We start from the raw sequence: 18,670 nt of genomic DNA, 5'->3' as shown, positions 1-18,670 counted from the left end.
TCAGCCGTCATCCAGTTGTAACACCCGCGCCCTACTAGCCCGTCCTTACCCCCTTCCAGGTAGGACGTCCGATGGCACGCTGGTTCATGCACTCCAGCCATATCGCGCTGGTGCTCGCTCTTTCTCCGCTTGCCGCGTGGCATGCGAACGCTGCCGATTTCTCGGTGCCCGCGGGCACGACCGATACCAGGTCGAAGACGGTCGGCGGTGCCGATCAGGGCCAAATCGCCGCAGGCGCGAGCCTTTCCACATCCGGAACGTCCATTTCCCAGAACGGGGCGGCCACGGGCGTCGTCATCACGAACGACGGCACGATCAATTCCGGCAATCGAGGGTTCGACACCAGCGGAAGCAGCACCGACCGCACGATCTCGCTGGTCAACAACGGCGCCATCATCTCGGCCGATGACAGCGTGCGGATCAACACCGCGCTGACGAACGGCTCTGTTTCCGTGATCAACACGGGCACGATGACTTCGAACGGCGGCCAGGTACTGGATTTTTCGGCCCTGACCACCTCGGCCGCGAACAGCGCGAATGTCGCCGTCAACATCAACAACAGCGGCCGGCTGGAAGCGTTGGACAACGACGCCCTGCGACTTGGCGGCGGCTCGATCAGCGTCACGAACAGCGGCGAGATCCTTTCGACACAGTCGGAAAATCGCGCCATCAACCTCAATTACGGCACCAGCATCGCGTCGTTCACACTCAAGAACGAAGCGGGCGGCGTCATAAGCTCCATCGACGATGCGGTGCGCATCAGCGAAGTGCCGTCATTGGGGAGCGTTCTTGTCGAGAACGACGGCACCATCTCGGCCCGCGATGGTCAGGCTATTGATTTCAACAATGCGCGCGCCGGCAGCATCGTGATCCGCAATACGGGGACGATCGAAACGGCCGATGCCGATGCGATCCGCTCCGGAAACGGCAGTCTGGTCGAAAACTGGGGCACCATAAGTGGCGGTGCGAGCGATCCCAACGGCTCTTCGGACGGCATCGATTTCCAGGATACCAATAGCGGCACCGTCATCAATCATGCCGGCACGATCAGCGGCGCGCGGCACGGCATCACCGGCAAGCAGAATTCCAGCATCACCAACGAGGCCGGTGCCACGATCATTGGCCACAACGGTTCGGGCATCAATTTCGATACCCTTCCCGAACAGGGACCGATGATCGTCACGAATTACGGCACGATCATCGGCACCTTCAATCCGGACGCCGAATATGGCGATGGCGACGGCGTCGATATCGATGCGCTGGGTACGATCTACAATTATGGAACCATCATCGGCCAGGGCTCGAAAGGCACGAAGGGAGGCGACCTAGCGCCAGCCACGAGCGAAGCCATCGCCATTGGCGGCGGCACGATCGTCAACGGCTCCACCGATCACCGCAACGCGCTGATCAGCGGTGTCGACAACGGAATCCTGGTCGACGACAGCGATACGGGGCCGGCCTTCGCCGCCATCGATATCGTCAATTACGGCCGCATCGAGGGTCTGGACGGGTACGGCATCCGCATCGTCAGCAACGACGAAAACACCATCGAGAATTATGGCACGATCAGCGGTACGAACGGGATCGCGGTGGAGTTCGGCGCGGGCGACGACCTGTTCGCCTATCATGTGGGCAGCAGGGTCGAGGGCTATGTCACGGGCGGCGCCGGCACCGACACGTTCCGCCTTGCCGCGGCCGGATCGGCCAATTCCTTCGATGTCGCTCAGCTCGGCGATGATGCCACCTACCGTGATTTCGAGGTCTTCGAGGTCGCGCAGGGCGGTGTCTGGACGCTGAACGGGACGAGCAGCTTCGCCGGCGATACCCGGATCGGTTCCTCCCTCGTCGCGCTCGACGGCGCCGATCTCGGCGGATCCGCCGTAACCATTGCTGACGGCAGCCTCAGCGGATCGGGCACGATCGGATCGCTGGCTCTCGCGGGCTCCGATGTGCGGCTGTCGACATCCGGCGGCGCACCGGCGGTGCTTCAGGTCAATGGCGACGTGTCCTTCGACGCCAATTCCAGCCTCGTCGTGGATGTGAACGGCGATGCCGGAACGCTCATGTCCGGCGGTACCGTGTCGGTCGCGGATGGCGCGAGCTTCATCGTACAGGGCACCAGCGGCTGCGCAACGCGCGCGCCGTGCACCGTGATTTCCACGCAGAACGGTATCACCGGCACTTTCACGATCGACAATCGCCTCGCATTTCTCGATGCCAAACTCGATTATGTCGGTCTGGATGCGCTTCTGTCCCTGAGCCGCAACGGTGCCAGCTTCGCGAGCATCGGCGCCACAATGAACCAGACGAATGTCGGCAACGCGCTGGATCTCGCGGGTTCCGGATCCACACTCTACGATGAGATCGTCGGCTTCACCGAAAGCGCTGCCCTCGATGCCTTCGACCAGCTTGCCGGCGACGCCTTCGCCAGCCAGGCCAATGCGGTGAAATGGCAGGAACTGGAATTCGGCGATGCCCTGCTCGGCCGCGCACGCAGCAATCTTGCCCTGCGGCCACAGACAAGCGGTGCGCTGGGCTATGCCGAAACCAGGGCGTTGCCCGAGCCGTTCCGCGAGGACGCCACGTCCGGTGCCGCTTACGGCACATGGGTTCGTGGTACCGGCGGGCGCCTGGAACTCGATGGCGACGGCAATGCCGGCGGGCTCAAATCGACCTATGCCGGCCTGGTCGGCGGCGTTGATGCGGTTTGGGATCGCTTCACGCTCGGCCTCGCTGGCGGATACCAGAACAGCAGATCCGATGTGGACAGCCGCGATACCGAAATCGAGGCGGACACCGGTCGTGTGGCCATCTATGGCGGCGCCCGGTTCGACGCCCTACGGATCACCGGCGGGGGCAGCTTCGGATGGTCGTCCTATGCATCGGAACGCGAGATTGCGTTCGGGGGCATCGATGAGACGGCCGAGGGCGATTACGAGGGCAATAGCGGTTCGCTGTTCGCGGAGATCGGCTACACGTTTCTGGCCGGCAATCTCGGCATCGAGCCCTTCGCCGGCGTGAACTGGACGCATGTTTCCACGGACGGTTTCGACGAGGACGGCGCGGATGTGACGGGCCTGAGCGTTGGAAAGATCAGCGACAGCAGCACGTTCACCACGGTCGGCCTACGGCTCTCGCAGGAATTTGCCACGGCCGATGCGCTGGTCGTTCCGAGCGCTGGGCTTGCCTGGCGCCACGCCTTCGACAACGATCCACTCAATGTCGACATGAGGCTGCTTGGCACCGGCACCGACTTCGAGGTGCAGGGCCTGCCGCTCGGTGAGGACAGCCTGCTGGTCAATGCCGGTATCGACATCGGCTTTGCTTCGGGCCTCGCGCTTGGCCTGTCCTATCAGGGTGAATTTTCGGACGAGGGCGTGAGCCGTACCGCCCGGGGCATGGCATCATACCGATTCTGACAAAAGGCGGCGCGCTCCCCGCAGGAACGCGCCGCCTCAATTCTTTCCGTGATCGGCGCTGTCAGAAATGGGGCGCGTTCAGCCCCGCCTTCAGCATGGCCGCTTTCAGCGTGTTGGCAAGCAGGCAGGCAATCGTCATCGGTCCCACCCCGCCCGGCACCGGCGTGATGGCGCCCGCCATGTCACGCGCCTCCGCGAAGTTCACGTCGCCGACGAGCTTCGACTTTCCGTTTTCGCCCGGCACGCGGTTGATGCCCACATCGATCACGGTCGCGCCCGGCTTGATCCATGAACCGCGCACGATTTCCGGGCGCCCCACTGCGACGACGAGCAGATCGGCGCGGCGGCACACCGCTTCTAGATCGCGCGTCTTGGAATGAGCCACGGTGACGGTGGCGTTCTCCTGCATGAGCAATTGCGCCACAGGTTTTCCAACGATGTTGGAGCGGCCAAGCACCACTGCCTCGAGTCCCGTCAGATCGGGATGGACGGTTTTCGCCAGCAATACGCTGCCCTGCGGCGTGCACGGCACCAAGGCGTCATGCCCCACAGCAAGACGGCCGGCATTGATGGGATGAAAGCCGTCGACGTCCTTGTCCGGATCGATGGCGGCGATCACGAGATCGCCGTCGATCTGCGGCGGCAATGGAAGCTGGACAAGAATGCCGTGGACTGCGGGATCGCGGTTGAGACGCTCAACCAGCGCCAGCAATTCCTCCTGAGACGTCTCGGCGGGAAGAACATGCTCGAAGGACGCGAGCCCGGCTTCCTTGGTCTGCCGCACCTTGTTGCGGACATAGACCTGGCTGGCGGGGTTCTCGCCCACGAGGACCGCGGCGAGGCCCGGCACGATGCCGTGCGTGCGCTGCAATTCGGCTGCAGCCTCGGCAATCTTCGCGCGGATGGTCTCGGCAAGAGCTTTGCCGTCGATGATCTGGGCCGCCATGTCAGTCTCTCTTAGATGCGATAATGGATGAAAGCCGCTGGGCGATCCGCGATCCGTCGCCCGTAATGCGCAGTGTCTTCAGGCGGGCGGTGTGGCCGGCGGCCAGCGTGATGGACGAGCGAGGAACATCGAGTTCGGCCGCCATCAGTGCAATCAGCCCCGCATTGGCAAGGCCATCCTCCGGCGCGGCGCGCACGCGCGCCTTCAGCACCTGCCGGCCGTCCGACAAAGCAATGATCCCGTCGATGGCATCCCGGCCACCTTTCGGTGTCAATCGCACCGAAAGGGACAGCCCGTCTGCCGTCTCGGCCCAGGCGCCGGCGCTCAAAAGGCCAGAGCGGGCCGGATATCCCACCACAACAGATTGCGCAGGAAGCTGATCAAAAGGAGCACGATGACGGGCGAGAGATCGATGCCGCCCAGATTCGGCAGGAAGCGGCGGATCGGGTTCAGTACCGGTTCCGTCAGGCGCACAAGGGTGTCCCACACCATGCCGACATATTGATTGCGCGGATTGGCAATGTTCAGAGCAATCAGCCAGCTCATGACGGCCGACAGGACGATGACCCAGAACACCAGGGACAATATGGCGTCGATCAGGATGAAAAGGGCATTCATGCGGGGCCTCGGCGCGGCGGGAAGCAGGCGATATGTATCGGTGCATGCCCCAAGCCACAAGGCCACGCGCCTTTGCTTGACAGTGTTCCCGGCCACACCGTAAATGGCGCTGCCTGCGAGGGGCCGTAGCTCAGTTGGTAGAGCGCATCGTTCGCAATGATGAGGTCAGGGGTTCGATTCCCCTCGGCTCCACCACGCAGGCCAGCCCCCTATATTTTCGGAAGAGATCCGGCGGCGCCGTAGAGGTCGCCCTGCAGGAAATCCGTGCCGATCTCGCGCAGAATCTCGGCGATTTCCGGGTCCTCGACACTCTCGGCCACGGTGCGGAAACCGATCTCGCGGGCCAGCGAGACGATGGCGCGGATGAAGGCGCGGTCCCCGGAATTGCTTCTCATGCCGCGGATGAACTCGCCGTCGATCTTGACGAGATCGACGCCCAGCGCGCGCAGCGCGCGAAACGAGGTCTGGCCGGCTCCGAAATCATCCAGCGCAACCCGCACACCGGCCTCCCGAAGCGCCGAAACGAAATCGAGCGCCTCCGCAAGGTCGCCCGGAGCTGCGGTTTCCGTGATTTCGACGAGCAGGCGCCGGGCGGTCTCGGGGTGGCGGCGAAACGCGGCCAGAAGATGCTCGCGCCATTCATGATCGCTCATCGTCTCAGCCGAGATGTTGATGGCGATTTCGGCGGATGGCGCGGCGACGAGGGCTGATATCGTCAATTCCAGAACGCGGCGGTCGAGCAGATGAATGAGGCCGAGCTTTTCGGCGGCCTCGACATGCCGGCTGACCGAAATTGCTTCACCGTCGACCTTCCGCAGGCGAGCCAGCGCCTCGTACCAGACGGGCTGCAGCGAGCGCGCATCGACCACGGGCTGGAACGACAGGATCAGCCGATCGTCGTTGAGCGCTGCGATCAGTTCTTCGGCGAGCCGCATGTCCTGCCGGCGTTGCGCGTCGCGTGCGGGGCTCGGCGCGTAGACCTCGAAACGTCCCCGCCGCCTGCGGCGAAGCGCAACCAGCGTATCCACCGCCCGGCCCACCATTTCCGCCTGGTCGGCGGCATGGCGGGGGGCGACGATGCCCGCGCCGGTGACGCGAACGCCTATGGGCCCGGCACCGGTCTGCACCGGTTCGTCATGGATGGCGTCCATGAAGCGGCGCGCGGCCACGAGCAGATCGGCCGACGTGCAATTGGCCAAGGCGAGGCCGAAAATGGTGGTCGAGAACCGTCCGATGGCGTCTCCCGCGCGCATGCTCGCCCGCAAGCGTCGCCCAACGGCTCCGATCAGTTCATCCGCCGCGCGGCCGTAGGAATGATCCAGCAGGCCGACATTTTCCACCGCGAGGAGAAGAAACCCGCAGGAGGTCTGAAAGCGGCGCGCATCCGTGATCATGACCCCCAATGTGTCGAGGAGGCGCGGCCGGCTCAGCGTGCCTGTCAGCGGATCGATGCGGCTTGACGATGAGGCTCCGGAGGTTCCGCTGCCCCGACCTGCGACGATTCTGACAATGCCGTGAGCATAGAGAGGGCGACCGTCGGCACCGGCGTAACAGCGGCCGATATCCTCGATCCATACGAGCCGCGTCCCGTTCCGGTCGCGCACACGCAGCGGATATTCCAGTTCGTAGGGAATTCCGTTGCCGTCATCGGCGCCGGCAATCCTGAGAACCGAATTGCGGCGGTCGGTGATCGCGTCGGAATCTGTCCGCTCGTCCCATTCGGCTCCCGACAGCAGCGAGCCGGACGCGGCGAGGCCCTGCGGGGGCGCGGGAAACCAGTCCAGCTGATCGCTTTCAATCGTCCAGCGATAAAGCGCGCTGTCCAGTGCCGTGACAAGGGCCGATGCATCCAGTCGCGCTTCGTCCCCGATGGAACCATCTGTCTGCCCAGGTTCCATTGGCGCGACCATCTCTCCCGTAAACTGGATTATCGCGGCAATCGAGACGCGCGTCCAGCGTGCATGATCCCATCACGACAGCAAAAAGCCGGCGCGAGGCCGGCTTTTCAAGCACATGCGAAAATGGATCAGGCGTCGGCCTTGGGCGTCAGAACCTGGCGGCCACGATACATGCCGGTCTTCAGGTCGAGATGGTGAGGACGGCGCAGTTCGCCGGAATCCTTGTCCTCGATGTAGGTCGGAGCCTTGATCGCGTCGGCGGAGCGGCGCATGCCACGCCGGGACGGCGAGGTCTTTCGCTTTGGAACGGCCATGAGAATACTCCTGAAGAAAGCGCAGTGCGGCTTGTTCAGGCGCGCGCTAATTGGAATTGGGTGGTGCTGATATCAGAGAAGGGCCCGAATGGCTAGACCCCTCCGACGCGCTTACGCTAGTTCGCGGCGCAGGAAATGTCGGCCGTGCGCCGGGCGATCAGGGCGGCCCGCTGGATCTGGCCTCTGGTCGGCCGCGCCGTGTTGCGAATGATGGGATTGGGCAAGGCGGCGGCCATGAGGGCGGCTTCGCGCGGTGCGAGATTGGTGGCGGATTTGCCGAAGGCGTGCCGCGCGCCGGCCTCCGCGCCGAAAACGCCGTTGGGTCCCCATTCCGCCACGTTGAGATAGACTTCGAGAACCCGTTTCTTTGTCCAGACCAGATCGATCCAATAGGCGAGCACGATCTCGATGGGTTTGCGGATATAGCCTGCGCCGTTCCAGAGAAAGAGGTTCTTGGCAACCTGCATTGTGACCGTGGAGGCTCCGCGCGTGGGTCCATCCTCGCCAGCGGCTTCGAGCACGCCGCGCAGTTCGCGCCAGTCGATGCCGTTATGAGTGCAGAATCGGGCATCCTCGGAAGCGAGAACCGCGCGCTGGAGCGTGGGCGAGATGCTGGCGATCGGCACCCATTGCCGCTGCACGGGGCGCAGGGTCGCCCAGCGCGCCACCATCAGGGTGGAGACGGGCGGAATGACCGTATAGACGAGCGTGAGCGCAAACGGCAGCGCCACCAGCAGAACCACTAACCAGACGATGGAACGGAACAAGGAACGCGGCCTCCGATCCTCAAGCTGGATATCGTCGAATGAGTAATCGTCGGTAGGCACATCCCGCCGTGCCACGAGGTCGTCGTCCATGCGCCCCCGCAGCGTTCGGCGGTTTGCCCGAGATTATTCCGCAGCCTGTTCCGGAACCTTGCCCGTGACGCCAAACCGGCGCTGGACGTAATCCTCGACCATCCGGGTGAAATCGGCGGCAAGGGTCGGGCCACGCAGCGTCGTGACCTTCTGCCCGTCCACGAAGACGGGCGCGGTGGGCTGTTCGCCCGTACCCGGTAGCGAAATGCCGATATCCGCGTGCTTGGATTCGCCGGGACCGTTGACGATGCAGCCCATGACCGCGACGTTCAACGTCTCGGCGCCCGGGAATTCCGTCTTCCAGACGGGCATGCGGGTGTGGATGTAGCCCTGAATTTCCTGGGCCAGTTCCTGGAAGGTCGTCGAGGTTGTGCGGCCGCAGCCGGGGCAGGCGGCGACGAGCGGCACGAAGGTGCGGAAGCCCATGGTCTGCAGGATTTCCTGCGCGACCTGCACCTCCTTGGTACGATCGCCGCCCGGCTCTGGCGTGAGCGACACGCGGATCGTGTCGCCGATGCCGTTCTGCAGCACGACGCCCAGCGCCGCCGCCGAAGCCACGATGCCCTTGGAGCCCATGCCGGCCTCCGTCAGGCCGAGATGCAGCGCGTAGTTCGAACGTGTCGCGAGGTCGAGATAGACGGCGATGAGATCCTGCACCGCCGAGATCTTGGTGGAGATGATGATCTTGTCCGCGCCCATGCCGAGTTCCTCGGCGCGTTGAGCGGAAAACAGGACGCTGCGGATCAGCGCCTCGCGCGTCACGGCCCGAGCGCTTACCGGGGTGGCGCTCTTGGAATTCTCGTCCATCAGGGCGGTCAGCATCTCGCCGTCGAGCGAGCCCCAATTGCCGCCGATGCGGACCGGCTTGTCGAAGCGCAGCGCGGTCTCGATGATCTGGGAGAAGTGCTTGTCCTTCTTCTCCTTGAAGCCGACATTGCCGGGATTGATGCGGTATTTCGCCAGCGCCTCGCCGCAGGCGGGGTGATCGGCCAGCAGCTTATGGCCGATATAGTGGAAGTCGCCGACCATCGGCACGTCCACGCCCATGGCGGCCAGCTTGTCGCGGATGTGCGGCACGGCGGCCGCCGCCTCGTCGCGGTCGACGGTGATGCGGACCAGTTCCGAACCGGCCCTGGCCAAAGCCGCGACCTGACGGACAGTGCTCTCGATGTCCGCGGTGTCCGTGTTGGTCATGGACTGGACGACCACTGGCGCGCCGCCACCGACGGTCACGTTGCCGACCCGGACCGCCACAGATTGCCGGCGCCGGTTCTTCAGAGCCTCGTCCACCATCACGTCCTCTTCTCAGCCATCATTCGTCGCGCCGGGCGCGCAGCCTACGCTCTATAACAGATGATCGCGTGCCCGTCGCGCCAGGATCGGCACCGTTGCCAGAGTCGGTTTATCATCCGTGGATGGCAGACATGTAGCAATGTTGGACGAGATTGCCAGAGGCGCGGTTCAGCCTTCGATGGAGGCCATGGCCGCGCATCCCGTCAGGGCCGGGTAGGGGGCGGTGATCACCCGCGTGGCAATGGTGGAGACAAGCCGCTCGTGCGGCGCCTTCGCCTCGAACGATGCCCGGAAGGCTGCGCGGTCCATCAGGTCGATGGTCTTCTGCATCACGCCCCCGGCAAGATAGACGCCGCCCTGGGCGAGGAAGGTAAGCGCCATGTCTCCCGCAAAGCGGCCAAGCGCCGAGAAGAAGATGTCCATGGCCTCGCGGCCGCGCGCCTCTCCATCGCGGGCGGCACCGGAGATATCGGCACCCTTGCGCGATGTGCGTTCGCCGGAATCGATGAAGGCGAGCGCGGCGTCGATGCGGGTGAGACCGGTGCCGCAGGCGATCGCCTCGGCGGAGACGCGCCCCAGACCGCGGCGCACATGGTCGAACACCGCGGCTTCACGCTCCGTGCTCGGGGCGAGCTCGGCATGCCCGCCTTCGCTGGGAACCGGAATCCAGCGCTCATGATAGCGGATCAGTGCGGCGACCCCCAGCCCGGTACCGGGCCCGAGAACGAGTTTCGTCGCGTCATCGGTCGGGATGGCATCCCCGATCGCGCGCAGATCGGCCGGCAAAAGATGGGGCAGCGCCCAGGCGAGCGCCGCGAAGTCGTTCATCACGTCGACGCGGGCAAAGCCGAGTTGATCGGCCAGCACTCCCGGCACGAACGACCAGCCGCGCCGGTTAGTCAGATGCACCGTGCCCCCCTTGATCGGGCCCGCCATCGCGATGACGGCCCGATCCGGCCTGAAGGACGCGCCGGAGAGATAGAAGGGGACCGCCTCCTGGAGATTGGCGAAATCGTCGTTGCTGAGTTCGCGAATCTCCTTGGGGACCAGGGAGCCCGGCGTGACGATACCAAAGCGGCTGTTGGTGCCGCCGATGTCGGCGACGAGAACGCAATCGAGAGAAGCCATGCCGCGAGTCTAGCCCGCCATGCGAAGTGCGCACAACGCCGGCAAAGAATGCCTGCGCCTTCGCGGTGTGCTAAGCGCAGCGTCATGACGCCGCAAGACATCCAATCCCGTGTGCTTTACCGCGATGCCCTGATGCTCGTCATCAACAAGCCCTCGGGTCTGCCGGTCCATGCCGGACCGAAGGGCGGCGAGACGCTCGATCAGCATTTCGATGCGCTGACCTTCGGTCTGCCCAAGCGTCCCGAATTGGCACACCGACTCGATCGCGAGACGTCGGGCTGCCTGGTGCTGGGGCGTCATCGGCAGGCGCTGGCCAGCATCGGCAAGATGTTCCAGCGCGGTACGGTCGAGAAGATCTACCTTGCCGTGGTCCGTGGCGCTCCGCCGGAAGAGGCCGGGCGGGTGGAATTGCCGCTCGCCAAGCGCGATGCCAAGCGCGGCTGGTTCATGAAGGTGGACCAGGAGCATGGTCAGGCTTCGGCAACGAGCTACCGCGTGCTGGCGCGTTCCGGTGATTTCAGCGTGCTGGAGCTCAACCTCCACACCGGCCGCACCCACCAGATCCGGGTGCATATGGCGGCGCTCGGCTGTCCGGTTCTGGGTGAGCGGATCTATGCGACCGCCCCGCCGCCTCCGGCCGGCCCCTTGCTCCACCTTCATTCGTGGCGCGTGGGGCTGCCGCTGTATCCGAAACGCGAGCCCATCCGCGTGGAGGCGCCGTTACCGGGCCATATAGAAGCCACTTTGGCGGCTCTCGGTGTGGATCGCGACATTATGCGCGAGGGAACCAACGCCGACCCCGGCGTTTAGAGACCAGTTTCCCACGGCGAAGGACGTCATGACCTGTCTTGTTCTCCTCAATGCCCGTGCCGGAACCCTCCTCAGCGGCGGCATCAGCAATGCTGCCGACATCGTACGCGACGCCTTCGAAAAGGCTGGCCGACAGGCTGAGGTCCATCTGGTCGAGCCCGCGCAGATGGATGAGCGGCTGCAAACCGCCGCCCATTCGTCCCACGAGATCGTCGTGGTGGGCGGCGGCGACGGGACGTTCTCCCATGCTCTCCAGGCGCTGGCGAAAACCGACAAGGTTCTCGGCCTGCTGCCGCTCGGCACGATGAACCTGCTCGGCCGCGACCTTCAGTTTCCGCAGGGCGACCTCTTCACGCTCGCCTCTGCGCTGGCGCTGGGCGAAATTCGCAAGCTCGATCTTGCCACCGTCAACGGGCGACCGTTCCACACATTGTGCGGGCTCGGCTATTTCAGCCGTGTGGCGCGTGAGCGGGAACAGACGCGCTTCAGCATTCCGCTGGGCCGGCTTCTCAGCGTGACCATGTCGATCTGGCGTTCGGTGACCAAATCCGGCCGCATCCGCTACATGATCGAAGCCGACGGGCAGCGGATCGACACCGACGCCTACGCCATCCTCGTCACCAACAACCGGATCGGCAATGACTGGCGCCGCACCCGCCTCGACGAGGGCATTCTCGAACTTCACCTGATGCGGCATTCCCATCTGGCCGGGCGCGCTCGGGCGGGCTTCGAGCTGATCTCGGGCCGCTGGCGCGACGGCGAGGCGATCGAATCGTTCGCCACCCATGAAATCACGATCAGTTCGGCGCGCAGCCGGGTCTGGCTCGCGGTGGACGGAGAGCTCCGCCGCGCGAAGATGCCGTTGAGCCTCAAGATCGAGAAGGATGCACTGCGCATGCTGATGCCGGCGCCGCGGCTTACCGAACTGGAACGCTAGGCGCCGAGCTCGACCCGGCCCGGATGTTCCTGGGCGCTGCCGTCGATCGACATGGAAATACGTACCATGTCGTCCTCGATCAGCTGCAGATCAGCCCCGAGCTGGGCCTTGTAGGCGGCGATCAGCCGAGCTGCCAGCCCCATCGTCGGGACGGTCTCCACCAGCCTTTCGCTCTCGATTTCGATCTGCACGGAATGGGGGCTGGCGCGCAGGATCGTGAGGCTGATGGGACGGGAGGCGATGTCCTCGCGATCGAGGGCCGCCGACATCAATTCCGAGGTCAGCAGGCCGAGAGGGACAGCACGGTCGAGATCGAGCCAGACCGCTTCCTCGCTGCGAATCTTGATAACAGGGCTGGAGACCGCAAAGCTCTGGCGGAGCTGGGCCGCGATATCGCGCAGAAGGTCGAGCAGGGAAACGCGGCCGATCTCACCCGTGGCATAAGAGGCCTTGTAGGCCGACGCCATTGCCAGAACGCGGTCTTCCGGCACGCGCAGCAGGGTGCGCAGCCGAACGGGCAATTCCCTGCGCTGAAGCGCCAGCAGGCTCGCGATCATCTGGAAATTGTTCTTCACACGGTGATGAAGCTCGCGCAGCAGGCCGTTCTTGCCGTCCAGCGCTTCCTGCAAAGCGTGGGAGCGCTCCTCGATCTTGCCGGCCATCACGTTCACGCTGTTGCCGAGGTCCGCGATCTCGAGCGGTGCGCGCGACAGATCCTGCACGCGCGGGCTGTAATCGCCCTGCGCATAGGAGCCGGTGACGTTGCGCAAGGCCGCGATCCAGCGCAGGACGAGCCGATCCACGCCCATGAAGACGGCGGCTATCCCGAGCACGAGCATCAGCAGAGGGGCAAGAAGCGCCGCACCCAGTCGTGACCAATCCGGAGCGGTGATGAAAGAGGTCGGCGTGGCCAGCACGACATTCGACATGGTGCCTCGTACCGGGGCCACGGCGTAATAGAAATTCTCGCCGCTGGCATTGGCGAACGTCATTCCCGAGGCGGGGTCCCCGGGTATGCCGACAGGGAGCGGTTGAAGGGGCCGCCAGCCCTGCAGCGAATTGCGGCCCAGTTCGCTGACGATCTGCCCGCCATTGCGGATCAGCGCGAGAGCGCTGTTGGATTGACCCCCGCTGCCCGGCATATCCGCGAAAATGGCGTCGAACGCGGGACGGCGAATCAAAAGCCCGATGGCGCGGCGGGCGCCACTTGCGTCGTTGAATGGCCGCGATGTCAGAACGACGTCCTCGTCAGGGCTGATCTCCTCCGGCAGAAACACCGTGTCGCCGATGTCGTTGGGAGAACTGATCGCCCGCAGGAGGGACGAATGTCGCGTGGCGGCAGGCGGAATCTCACCAGCCGCACAGACGATGTCGCCATGGCGGTCGGAGACGAGAATGCCGACATAATCCGCGCGGGAGGAGAGCGTCGCCTGAAGCATTTCAGGGCAGGCGGCGCTGCCGCTGATCACGGCGGGATTGGCGGCCAAAGTATCGGCCACGCCCTCCGCAATTCCCAGGGTCAGGCCCGCGCGCGTGGCGATGAGCTCCGCCTTTTGCACGGCGGCCCCTTCCCGCTCGGAAACCGTTGCCTGTTGGGTCTTCCAGGTCGCGCCGACCGCGAGAACCGCCGCCGGGAGATTTGCCAGCAAGAGCAGAAGGGCGAGACGTCCTCGAAGGCTGCCGATCACGACGGCGGCCTAGCTGGACGATCCAGAGCCCGGCACCATGGCTGCCTGCAATGTGGCTTCCGGGCCGAACTCCGAGCCAGCCTGAACGGCCAATGCGCGTGTCAGTGCGCCGCGCGCACGGTTGACGCGGCTTTTGATCGTTCCCACCGCCACCTCGCAGATTGCCGCCGCTTCCTCATAGGAGAAGCCGGACGCGCCGACGAGAATCAGGGCTTCGCGCTGATCGGAAGGCAGGGTCGAAAGTGCGTCGCGAAAATCCTGCAGGTCCATATGGCCGTTCTGGGATGGATGAACCATCAGACGGGCCGAAAACATCCCATCGGCGTCCTGCACCTCGCGCCGGCGCTTGCGATGCTCGGAATAATAGACGTTGCGAAGAATGGTGAAGAGCCACGCACGCATATTGGTGCCCTCGGTGAAACTGCCGAGGTTGGACCAGGCCTTTACCAGAGCTTCCTGAACCAAGTCATCCGCCTTGTCCATCTGGCCGCAAAGCGACACGGCGAAGGCGCGCAGGCTCGGGATCTGCGCGAGGAGATCGTCACGGACAGACGAGCTGTCAGTCATTGCTGTCGTCCTGCGAAGATCCGTTCTGTTCCTTCTGTTCGAGCGTCTTCAGCAGTTCGAGAAAACGGTCCGGCACATTCTGGACCAGAATATCGTCGTACGATGCTTTCAGGTGGCGACCGATATGGGCCTGGAGCTCGCTATCGATCTCCGGGGAACCCTTGTCTGAGTGAGCCATGTTCCGCACATCCTGTTGGGCCTCGCCACCGGCCCGTACTGTGTTCGATGATCATCGTCGTACGCCAAGCGTCTGGTTGCACGCAATCGTACGATGTTTGCCCGCGGCCGCAGTCAACTCGAACCAACGTCGATGGGGCAATTCCGTTCCCGCGGGTTGAAACTTTTCTACTCGCCTGAACGTTTGGTGGTTGCTACCGTCGCGCCGCGACGAAGAGGGGAACCAGTCTCGTTATGTCCATCGTGCCCATCATCGCGGCCCAGCTGCCGTTTTTGCGTCGTTATGCCCGTGCGCTCACGGGAAGCCAGTTGAGCGGCGATTCCTATGTGGCGGCGGCGCTGGAGACGCTGGTCGAGGATCCGTCCCTGTTCCCGAAGGATATCGAGCCGCGCATCGCGGTCTATCAGGTATTTACCCGTATCTGGTCGTCAGTCCGGGTGAACCTCGAGGGTGAAAGCGGTTCCTCCACCTCCTCGGGCCGCACGCTTGAGGCGCTTGCCCCATTGTCGCGTCAGGTTTTTCTGCTTGTTTCGGTCGAAGGCTTCTCGACAGCCGACACGGCGCGCATCCTCGGCATTACCGAAGAAGATGTGACGACGGCGATCGATGATACTGGCCGCGAGCTGGCGGGGCTTGTCGCCACCGATGTCCTCATCATTGAGGATGAGCCCATCATCGCCATGGATCTCGAAGCGCTTGTCGAGAGCCTCGGTCATCGCGTCGCCGGCGTCGCCCGCACGCATAAGGAAGCTGTTGCGCTGGCGCAAAGCACGCGGCCGGGCCTCGTCCTCGCCGACATCCAGCTGGCCGACGGATCGTCCGGTCTCGAAGCCGTCAACGATATCCTCACCGAGTTCGATGTGCCCGTTATCTTCATCACGGCCTATCCGGAGCGGCTGCTGACCGGCGAACGTCCCGAGCCGGTCTTCCTGATCTCGAAGCCGTTCCAGACGCAGACCGTAAAGGCGATCGTCAGTCAGGCGCTGTTCTTCGGAACGCGGGCGCATCGGCGCGGAGAACGCGCGACAGCCTGAACGTTTCAATCCCGCGCATAAAAGAACGCCGGGTCCGTGAGGACCCGGCGTTTTTTCTTCTCAATGCCTCGTCGCTTACGGGGCTGCCGGAGCTTCAACCGGAACGTTCGAGGTGCCGGCTTTCAGCGTGATCTCCGGATCGGAGGGCGTGCCCGCGATGTTGAGGTTCTCGAATCTTACCTCGGAGACATCCGTGCCTAGGCCGAGCGCGCCCTTATCCACCAGGGCTGCAGCAACCTTGTTGCCTTCGAAGCGCAAATCGTTGATCGCCGCGCTGTCCTGAGCGTTCGTGATGGTCGCACCCACGAGTTCGCTCGCGGGCCACAGCGCATCAGAGGGAACGATTGCTGCGGACGGAGGCGCCATGCCGCCGGCCGGCGGAGTTTCCGTGGTGTTTGCGGCCATGTCGTTGGTGCTGCCGGGAACATTGCCGCCCGGCGCGACGGTGCCGGCGGGCGGGTTGGTTCCGGCCGGAGCCGTCGCATCGGTCGCGGCGCGGCCCGTCTCTGCCTTCGGATAGGTGAATTCCGGCAGGGCTTCCAGCGAAGCCGTGGTCATCTCGCCGAGGCGCACCTTGCCATCGGCCACCTGGGGCAGCTCGCTCGCATCGTAGGCGCGAAGCGTCTCACCGACACCGAGGAGGCCGCCATGGCCGATGATGACCTGGCGAAGCTGGCCGGTGTTGTCGAGCAGGATGTCGGCGATACGGCCGAGCGACTTATCCTGGCTGTCGACAAGGTCGGCGCCCTGGACGTTGGAATAGAGATTGGGGTCATCGGCCTGCGCCTGGGCAGCGCTGGCGTCGGCCGGAACGGTTGCGTTTGCGGGCGCATCCATTGCGGCCGGCGCACCTGTCACTGACGGGGACGTCGCATGGGGCGGGGCCGGGTTCGTGCTCGGATCGTTCTGCGCCGGAGCGGTGGTCTGAGCGAGGGCGAGCGTCGCGGTCACAGACAGGGCTGCGCCGGAAAGAAGAAGTCTCTTCATCATCGAATTGGCTCCTTGGGGTTTGTCTCCAGGCTCCTGCGAGAGCGGGGTGGCCTGTTGATAAATCAACGCAAGACATCCCCGATGGTTCGGCCGGTGGGCCGATTTAACGCCTCCGCGTCACGGGTTTTCGTTTTCCGGCGGTGCGGAACCGGCCATAACAGAAGCCCGCCGGAGAATGATCGTGCCCAGTCTTTTATCCATCGTCCTGCCTATCTTCGGCCTCATCGCTGTAGGCTTCCTAGCAGCGAAACTCGGCTGGATCGGCGAGCGGGTCGGCGAGGGGCTGGCCGATTACGTGTTCGCCCTGGCCGTGCCGGCGCTGATCTTCCGGATGCTGTCCGAGAGCGAAGCCCCGATCACCTCGAGCCCGTGGGGATATTGGGTCACCTATTTCGCGGCGGTCGCCATTGTCTGGGCGATCGCGATGGTGATTGCCCGGCGGGTCTTCCACCGCGATCAGCGGGAGGCGGTGATCCATGGATTCAGCTCCGCGCAGTCGAACACGGTGTTTCTCGGCATCCCCCTCATCCTGCGGGCCTATGGCGATGCGGGCGCCGTGCCCTTGTTTCTGCTGCTGGCCATCCATCTGCCCATCATGATGGGGGTGGCCTCGATCCTCATCGAGACGTCCGGATCCAGTGAAAAGAAGGGCGGGCTTCGGCGCTTCGCCAAGACGCTTCTGACGCATCCCATCCTGCTGGCGCTGGCCGCAGGCCTGATGGCCCATCTCATCGGCTTCCGAACGCCCGAAATGCTGCGCCCCATTGTGGACGGCCTTGCACAATCGGCGTCCCCGGTCGCCCTCGTGTCGATGGGCATCGCGCTTGCGCTTTATGGCTTCCGCTCCGACCCCTGGGCGGCGAGCCTTGTCGCGGCGCTGAAGCTCGTCCTCCACCCCCTCCTCGTGTGGCTGATCGGCACCTTCGTCTTCCGGCTGGAACCCGTCTTCGTCGGCGTGGCCGTGCTGTTCGCCGCATTGCCCAGCGGCATCAACGGCTATCTCATCGCCATGCGCTACAAGACGGCCGAGGCGTTCGCGTCCAACACCATCGCGATCTCCACCACCGTGTCGGCCGTCACCGTGGCGGTGTGGCTGTGGGTGTTGGGGGTGGGCTGAGGCCGATCATGCGCCGGATATCGCCCGGTCCGACGCCTTCGGCCCGAAGGTCGCGCAGAGCTGGCGATCCATGGCTCTTGGCGAGCTTGTGGCCGTCTTCTCCCACCAGCAACCGGTGATGGTGATAGAGCGGCGCCGGCATTCCGAAAATCTCCTGCAGGAGACGATGCAGTGCCGTAGCGAAGTAGAGGTCGCGGCCGCGCACCACATGCGTCACGCCCTGCGCCGCATCGTCGTGGACCACGCACAGATGATAGCTGGCCGCCACATCGCGACGGGCCAGCACGGCGTCGCCCCAGATCGCCGGATCGGCGGCAATCCGGACCATTGATCCATCGTCGGAAATCTCGTCCCAGCCGAGGGCGCCGCTTACCCCGGCACAGGCGTGGGCCATTTCCACTCTCCAGACATGGGGCGCGCCGGAGGCGAGGCGTCGGGCGCGTTCGGTATCAGGAAGGTGGCGGCATGTGCCGGGATAAAGCGGCGCGCCGTCCGGATCCTTCGGCCAGGCGCCGCCCTTTGCCGCCACCGCCGCCCGCACCTCGCCGCGTGAGCAGAAACACGGATAGATCAGCCTCCGCGCGCGCAATTCGTCGAGGCGAGCGGCATAATCGCCGAGGTGCGCGGACTGGCGCCGCACCGGCTCTTCCCATTCCAGGCCAAGCCAGGCGAGGTCCTCGAAGATCGCCGTTTCGAACCGGGCCTGGCTGCGTGTCGGGTCGATGTCCTCGATGCGCAGCAGAAGGCGTCCGCCGGCCGCGTGCGCCATGCCGGCGTTTAGAATTGCGGACAGAGCGTGGCCAAGATGAAGATAGCCGTTGGGGCTGGGCGCGAAGCGAAAAACGGGAGACGTCATGGGGAACCGATCGCCATCTC

At 64.5% G+C, this 18,670-nt stretch carries 18 protein-coding genes and 1 tRNA gene; 6 read left to right on the top strand and 13 right to left on the bottom strand.

Annotated elements, in window-relative coordinates:
* Positions 1 to 71: 71 nt before the first annotated feature.
* Positions 72 to 3,419, top strand: a complete 3,348-nt coding sequence (locus ACQ6S1_RS09525) for an autotransporter domain-containing protein (RefSeq protein WP_445040941.1) — start codon at positions 72 to 74, stop codon at positions 3,417 to 3,419.
* Between the two features lie 61 nt (positions 3,420 to 3,480).
* On the opposite strand, the gene folD is transcribed toward ACQ6S1_RS09525, so the two are convergent.
* Genes folD through ACQ6S1_RS09510 form a run of 3 tightly spaced genes read right to left on the bottom strand, consistent with a single transcriptional unit; the run spans position 3,481 to position 4,983 of the window.
* On the bottom strand, positions 3,481 to 4,365 hold the full coding sequence (gene folD, locus ACQ6S1_RS09520) for a bifunctional methylenetetrahydrofolate dehydrogenase/methenyltetrahydrofolate cyclohydrolase FolD (protein WP_445040940.1): 885 nt from the start codon (positions 4,363 to 4,365) through the stop codon (positions 3,481 to 3,483).
* Between the two features lies 1 nt (position 4,366).
* On the bottom strand, positions 4,367 to 4,693 hold the full coding sequence (locus ACQ6S1_RS09515) for a DUF167 family protein (RefSeq protein ID WP_445040939.1): 327 nt from the start codon (positions 4,691 to 4,693) through the stop codon (positions 4,367 to 4,369).
* Positions 4,690 to 4,983 carry a YggT family protein gene (locus tag ACQ6S1_RS09510; protein ID WP_445040938.1) on the bottom strand — a complete coding sequence of 98 codons (294 nt, stop codon included), beginning with the start codon at positions 4,981 to 4,983 and terminating at the stop codon, positions 4,690 to 4,692. Before ACQ6S1_RS09510 ends, ACQ6S1_RS09515 begins: the two co-directional genes overlap by 4 nt.
* 119 nt (positions 4,984 to 5,102) lie before the next feature.
* Here ACQ6S1_RS09510 and ACQ6S1_RS09505 point away from each other — a divergent pair.
* Positions 5,103 to 5,178: transfer RNA gene (locus tag ACQ6S1_RS09505), tRNA-Ala, on the top strand.
* Between the two features lie 14 nt (positions 5,179 to 5,192).
* Here the strand turns inward: ACQ6S1_RS09505 and ACQ6S1_RS09500 are convergent.
* The 5 genes from ACQ6S1_RS09500 to glk form a co-directional block, all read right to left on the bottom strand.
* On the bottom strand, positions 5,193 to 6,893 hold the full coding sequence (locus ACQ6S1_RS09500) for an EAL domain-containing protein (RefSeq protein WP_445040937.1): 1,701 nt from the start codon (positions 6,891 to 6,893) through the stop codon (positions 5,193 to 5,195).
* A 116-nt stretch (positions 6,894 to 7,009) separates the two neighbouring features.
* A complete protein-coding gene (gene rpmF, locus ACQ6S1_RS09495; protein ID WP_445040936.1) occupies positions 7,010 to 7,195 on the bottom strand; it encodes a 50S ribosomal protein L32 in 186 nt (61 codons plus the stop codon).
* A 116-nt stretch (positions 7,196 to 7,311) separates the two neighbouring features.
* Complete coding sequence (gene mtgA, locus ACQ6S1_RS09490) at positions 7,312 to 8,052, bottom strand: monofunctional biosynthetic peptidoglycan transglycosylase (RefSeq protein WP_445040935.1); 741 nt, start codon at positions 8,050 to 8,052, stop codon at positions 7,312 to 7,314.
* A gap of 33 nt (positions 8,053 to 8,085) precedes the next feature.
* A complete protein-coding gene (ispG, locus tag ACQ6S1_RS09485; RefSeq protein WP_445040934.1) occupies positions 8,086 to 9,345 on the bottom strand; it encodes a flavodoxin-dependent (E)-4-hydroxy-3-methylbut-2-enyl-diphosphate synthase in 1,260 nt (419 codons plus the stop codon).
* Between the two features lie 168 nt (positions 9,346 to 9,513).
* The gene (glk, locus tag ACQ6S1_RS09480; protein ID WP_445040933.1) at positions 9,514 to 10,473 is read right to left on the bottom strand and encodes a glucokinase; all 960 of its coding nucleotides are present in this window, start codon (positions 10,471 to 10,473) and stop codon (positions 9,514 to 9,516) included.
* Positions 10,474 to 10,557: 84 nt separating this feature from the next.
* On the opposite strand from glk, the gene ACQ6S1_RS09475 reads away from it, so the two are divergent.
* Together ACQ6S1_RS09475 and ACQ6S1_RS09470 are read left to right on the top strand one after the other, a co-directional pair.
* Positions 10,558 to 11,283, top strand: coding sequence for an RluA family pseudouridine synthase (locus tag ACQ6S1_RS09475; RefSeq protein WP_445040932.1), 726 nt, complete (start codon positions 10,558 to 10,560; stop codon positions 11,281 to 11,283).
* A 28-nt stretch (positions 11,284 to 11,311) separates the two neighbouring features.
* A complete protein-coding gene (locus tag ACQ6S1_RS09470; RefSeq protein WP_445040931.1) occupies positions 11,312 to 12,220 on the top strand; it encodes a diacylglycerol/lipid kinase family protein in 909 nt (302 codons plus the stop codon).
* Here ACQ6S1_RS09470 and ACQ6S1_RS09465 read toward each other — a convergent pair.
* Genes ACQ6S1_RS09465 through ACQ6S1_RS09455 form a run of 3 tightly spaced genes read right to left on the bottom strand, consistent with a single transcriptional unit; the run spans position 12,217 to position 14,653 of the window.
* Positions 12,217 to 13,908 (bottom strand): sensor histidine kinase, encoded by a 1,692-nt coding sequence (locus tag ACQ6S1_RS09465; protein WP_445040930.1) that lies wholly within the window; start codon positions 13,906 to 13,908, stop codon positions 12,217 to 12,219. The two genes, ACQ6S1_RS09470 and ACQ6S1_RS09465, sit on opposite strands and share 4 nt — an antisense overlap.
* A 9-nt stretch (positions 13,909 to 13,917) precedes the next feature.
* Positions 13,918 to 14,475, bottom strand: coding sequence for a sigma-70 family RNA polymerase sigma factor (locus ACQ6S1_RS09460; RefSeq protein ID WP_445040929.1), 558 nt, complete (start codon positions 14,473 to 14,475; stop codon positions 13,918 to 13,920).
* Positions 14,468 to 14,653 carry a NepR family anti-sigma factor gene (locus tag ACQ6S1_RS09455; protein WP_445040928.1) on the bottom strand — a complete coding sequence of 62 codons (186 nt, stop codon included), beginning with the start codon at positions 14,651 to 14,653 and terminating at the stop codon, positions 14,468 to 14,470. Before ACQ6S1_RS09455 ends, ACQ6S1_RS09460 begins: the two co-directional genes overlap by 8 nt.
* Before the next feature lie 233 nt (positions 14,654 to 14,886).
* On the opposite strand from ACQ6S1_RS09455, the gene ACQ6S1_RS09450 reads away from it, so the two are divergent.
* Positions 14,887 to 15,687 (top strand): response regulator, encoded by an 801-nt coding sequence (locus ACQ6S1_RS09450; protein ID WP_445040927.1) that lies wholly within the window; start codon positions 14,887 to 14,889, stop codon positions 15,685 to 15,687.
* Positions 15,688 to 15,762: 75 nt separating this feature from the next.
* On the opposite strand, the gene ACQ6S1_RS09445 is transcribed toward ACQ6S1_RS09450, so the two are convergent.
* Positions 15,763 to 16,677, bottom strand: a complete 915-nt coding sequence (locus tag ACQ6S1_RS09445; protein ID WP_445040926.1) for a PRC-barrel domain-containing protein — start codon at positions 16,675 to 16,677, stop codon at positions 15,763 to 15,765.
* Between the two features lie 181 nt (positions 16,678 to 16,858).
* Here ACQ6S1_RS09445 and ACQ6S1_RS09440 point away from each other — a divergent pair, with 181 nt between their 5' ends.
* Positions 16,859 to 17,794, top strand: coding sequence for an AEC family transporter (locus ACQ6S1_RS09440; protein ID WP_445040925.1), 936 nt, complete (start codon positions 16,859 to 16,861; stop codon positions 17,792 to 17,794).
* On the opposite strand, the gene gluQRS is transcribed toward ACQ6S1_RS09440, so the two are convergent.
* The gene (gene gluQRS / locus ACQ6S1_RS09435; protein WP_445040924.1) at positions 17,754 to 18,650 is read right to left on the bottom strand and encodes a tRNA glutamyl-Q(34) synthetase GluQRS; all 897 of its coding nucleotides are present in this window, start codon (positions 18,648 to 18,650) and stop codon (positions 17,754 to 17,756) included. The genes ACQ6S1_RS09440 and gluQRS overlap by 41 nt on opposite strands.
* Positions 18,651 to 18,670 lie beyond the last annotated feature (20 nt).

The organism is Terrihabitans aquatilis, from assembly GCF_052542005.1.
Note: the sequence above shows the minus strand (reverse complement) of the source record. Positions and strands in the feature narration are given on the sequence as shown.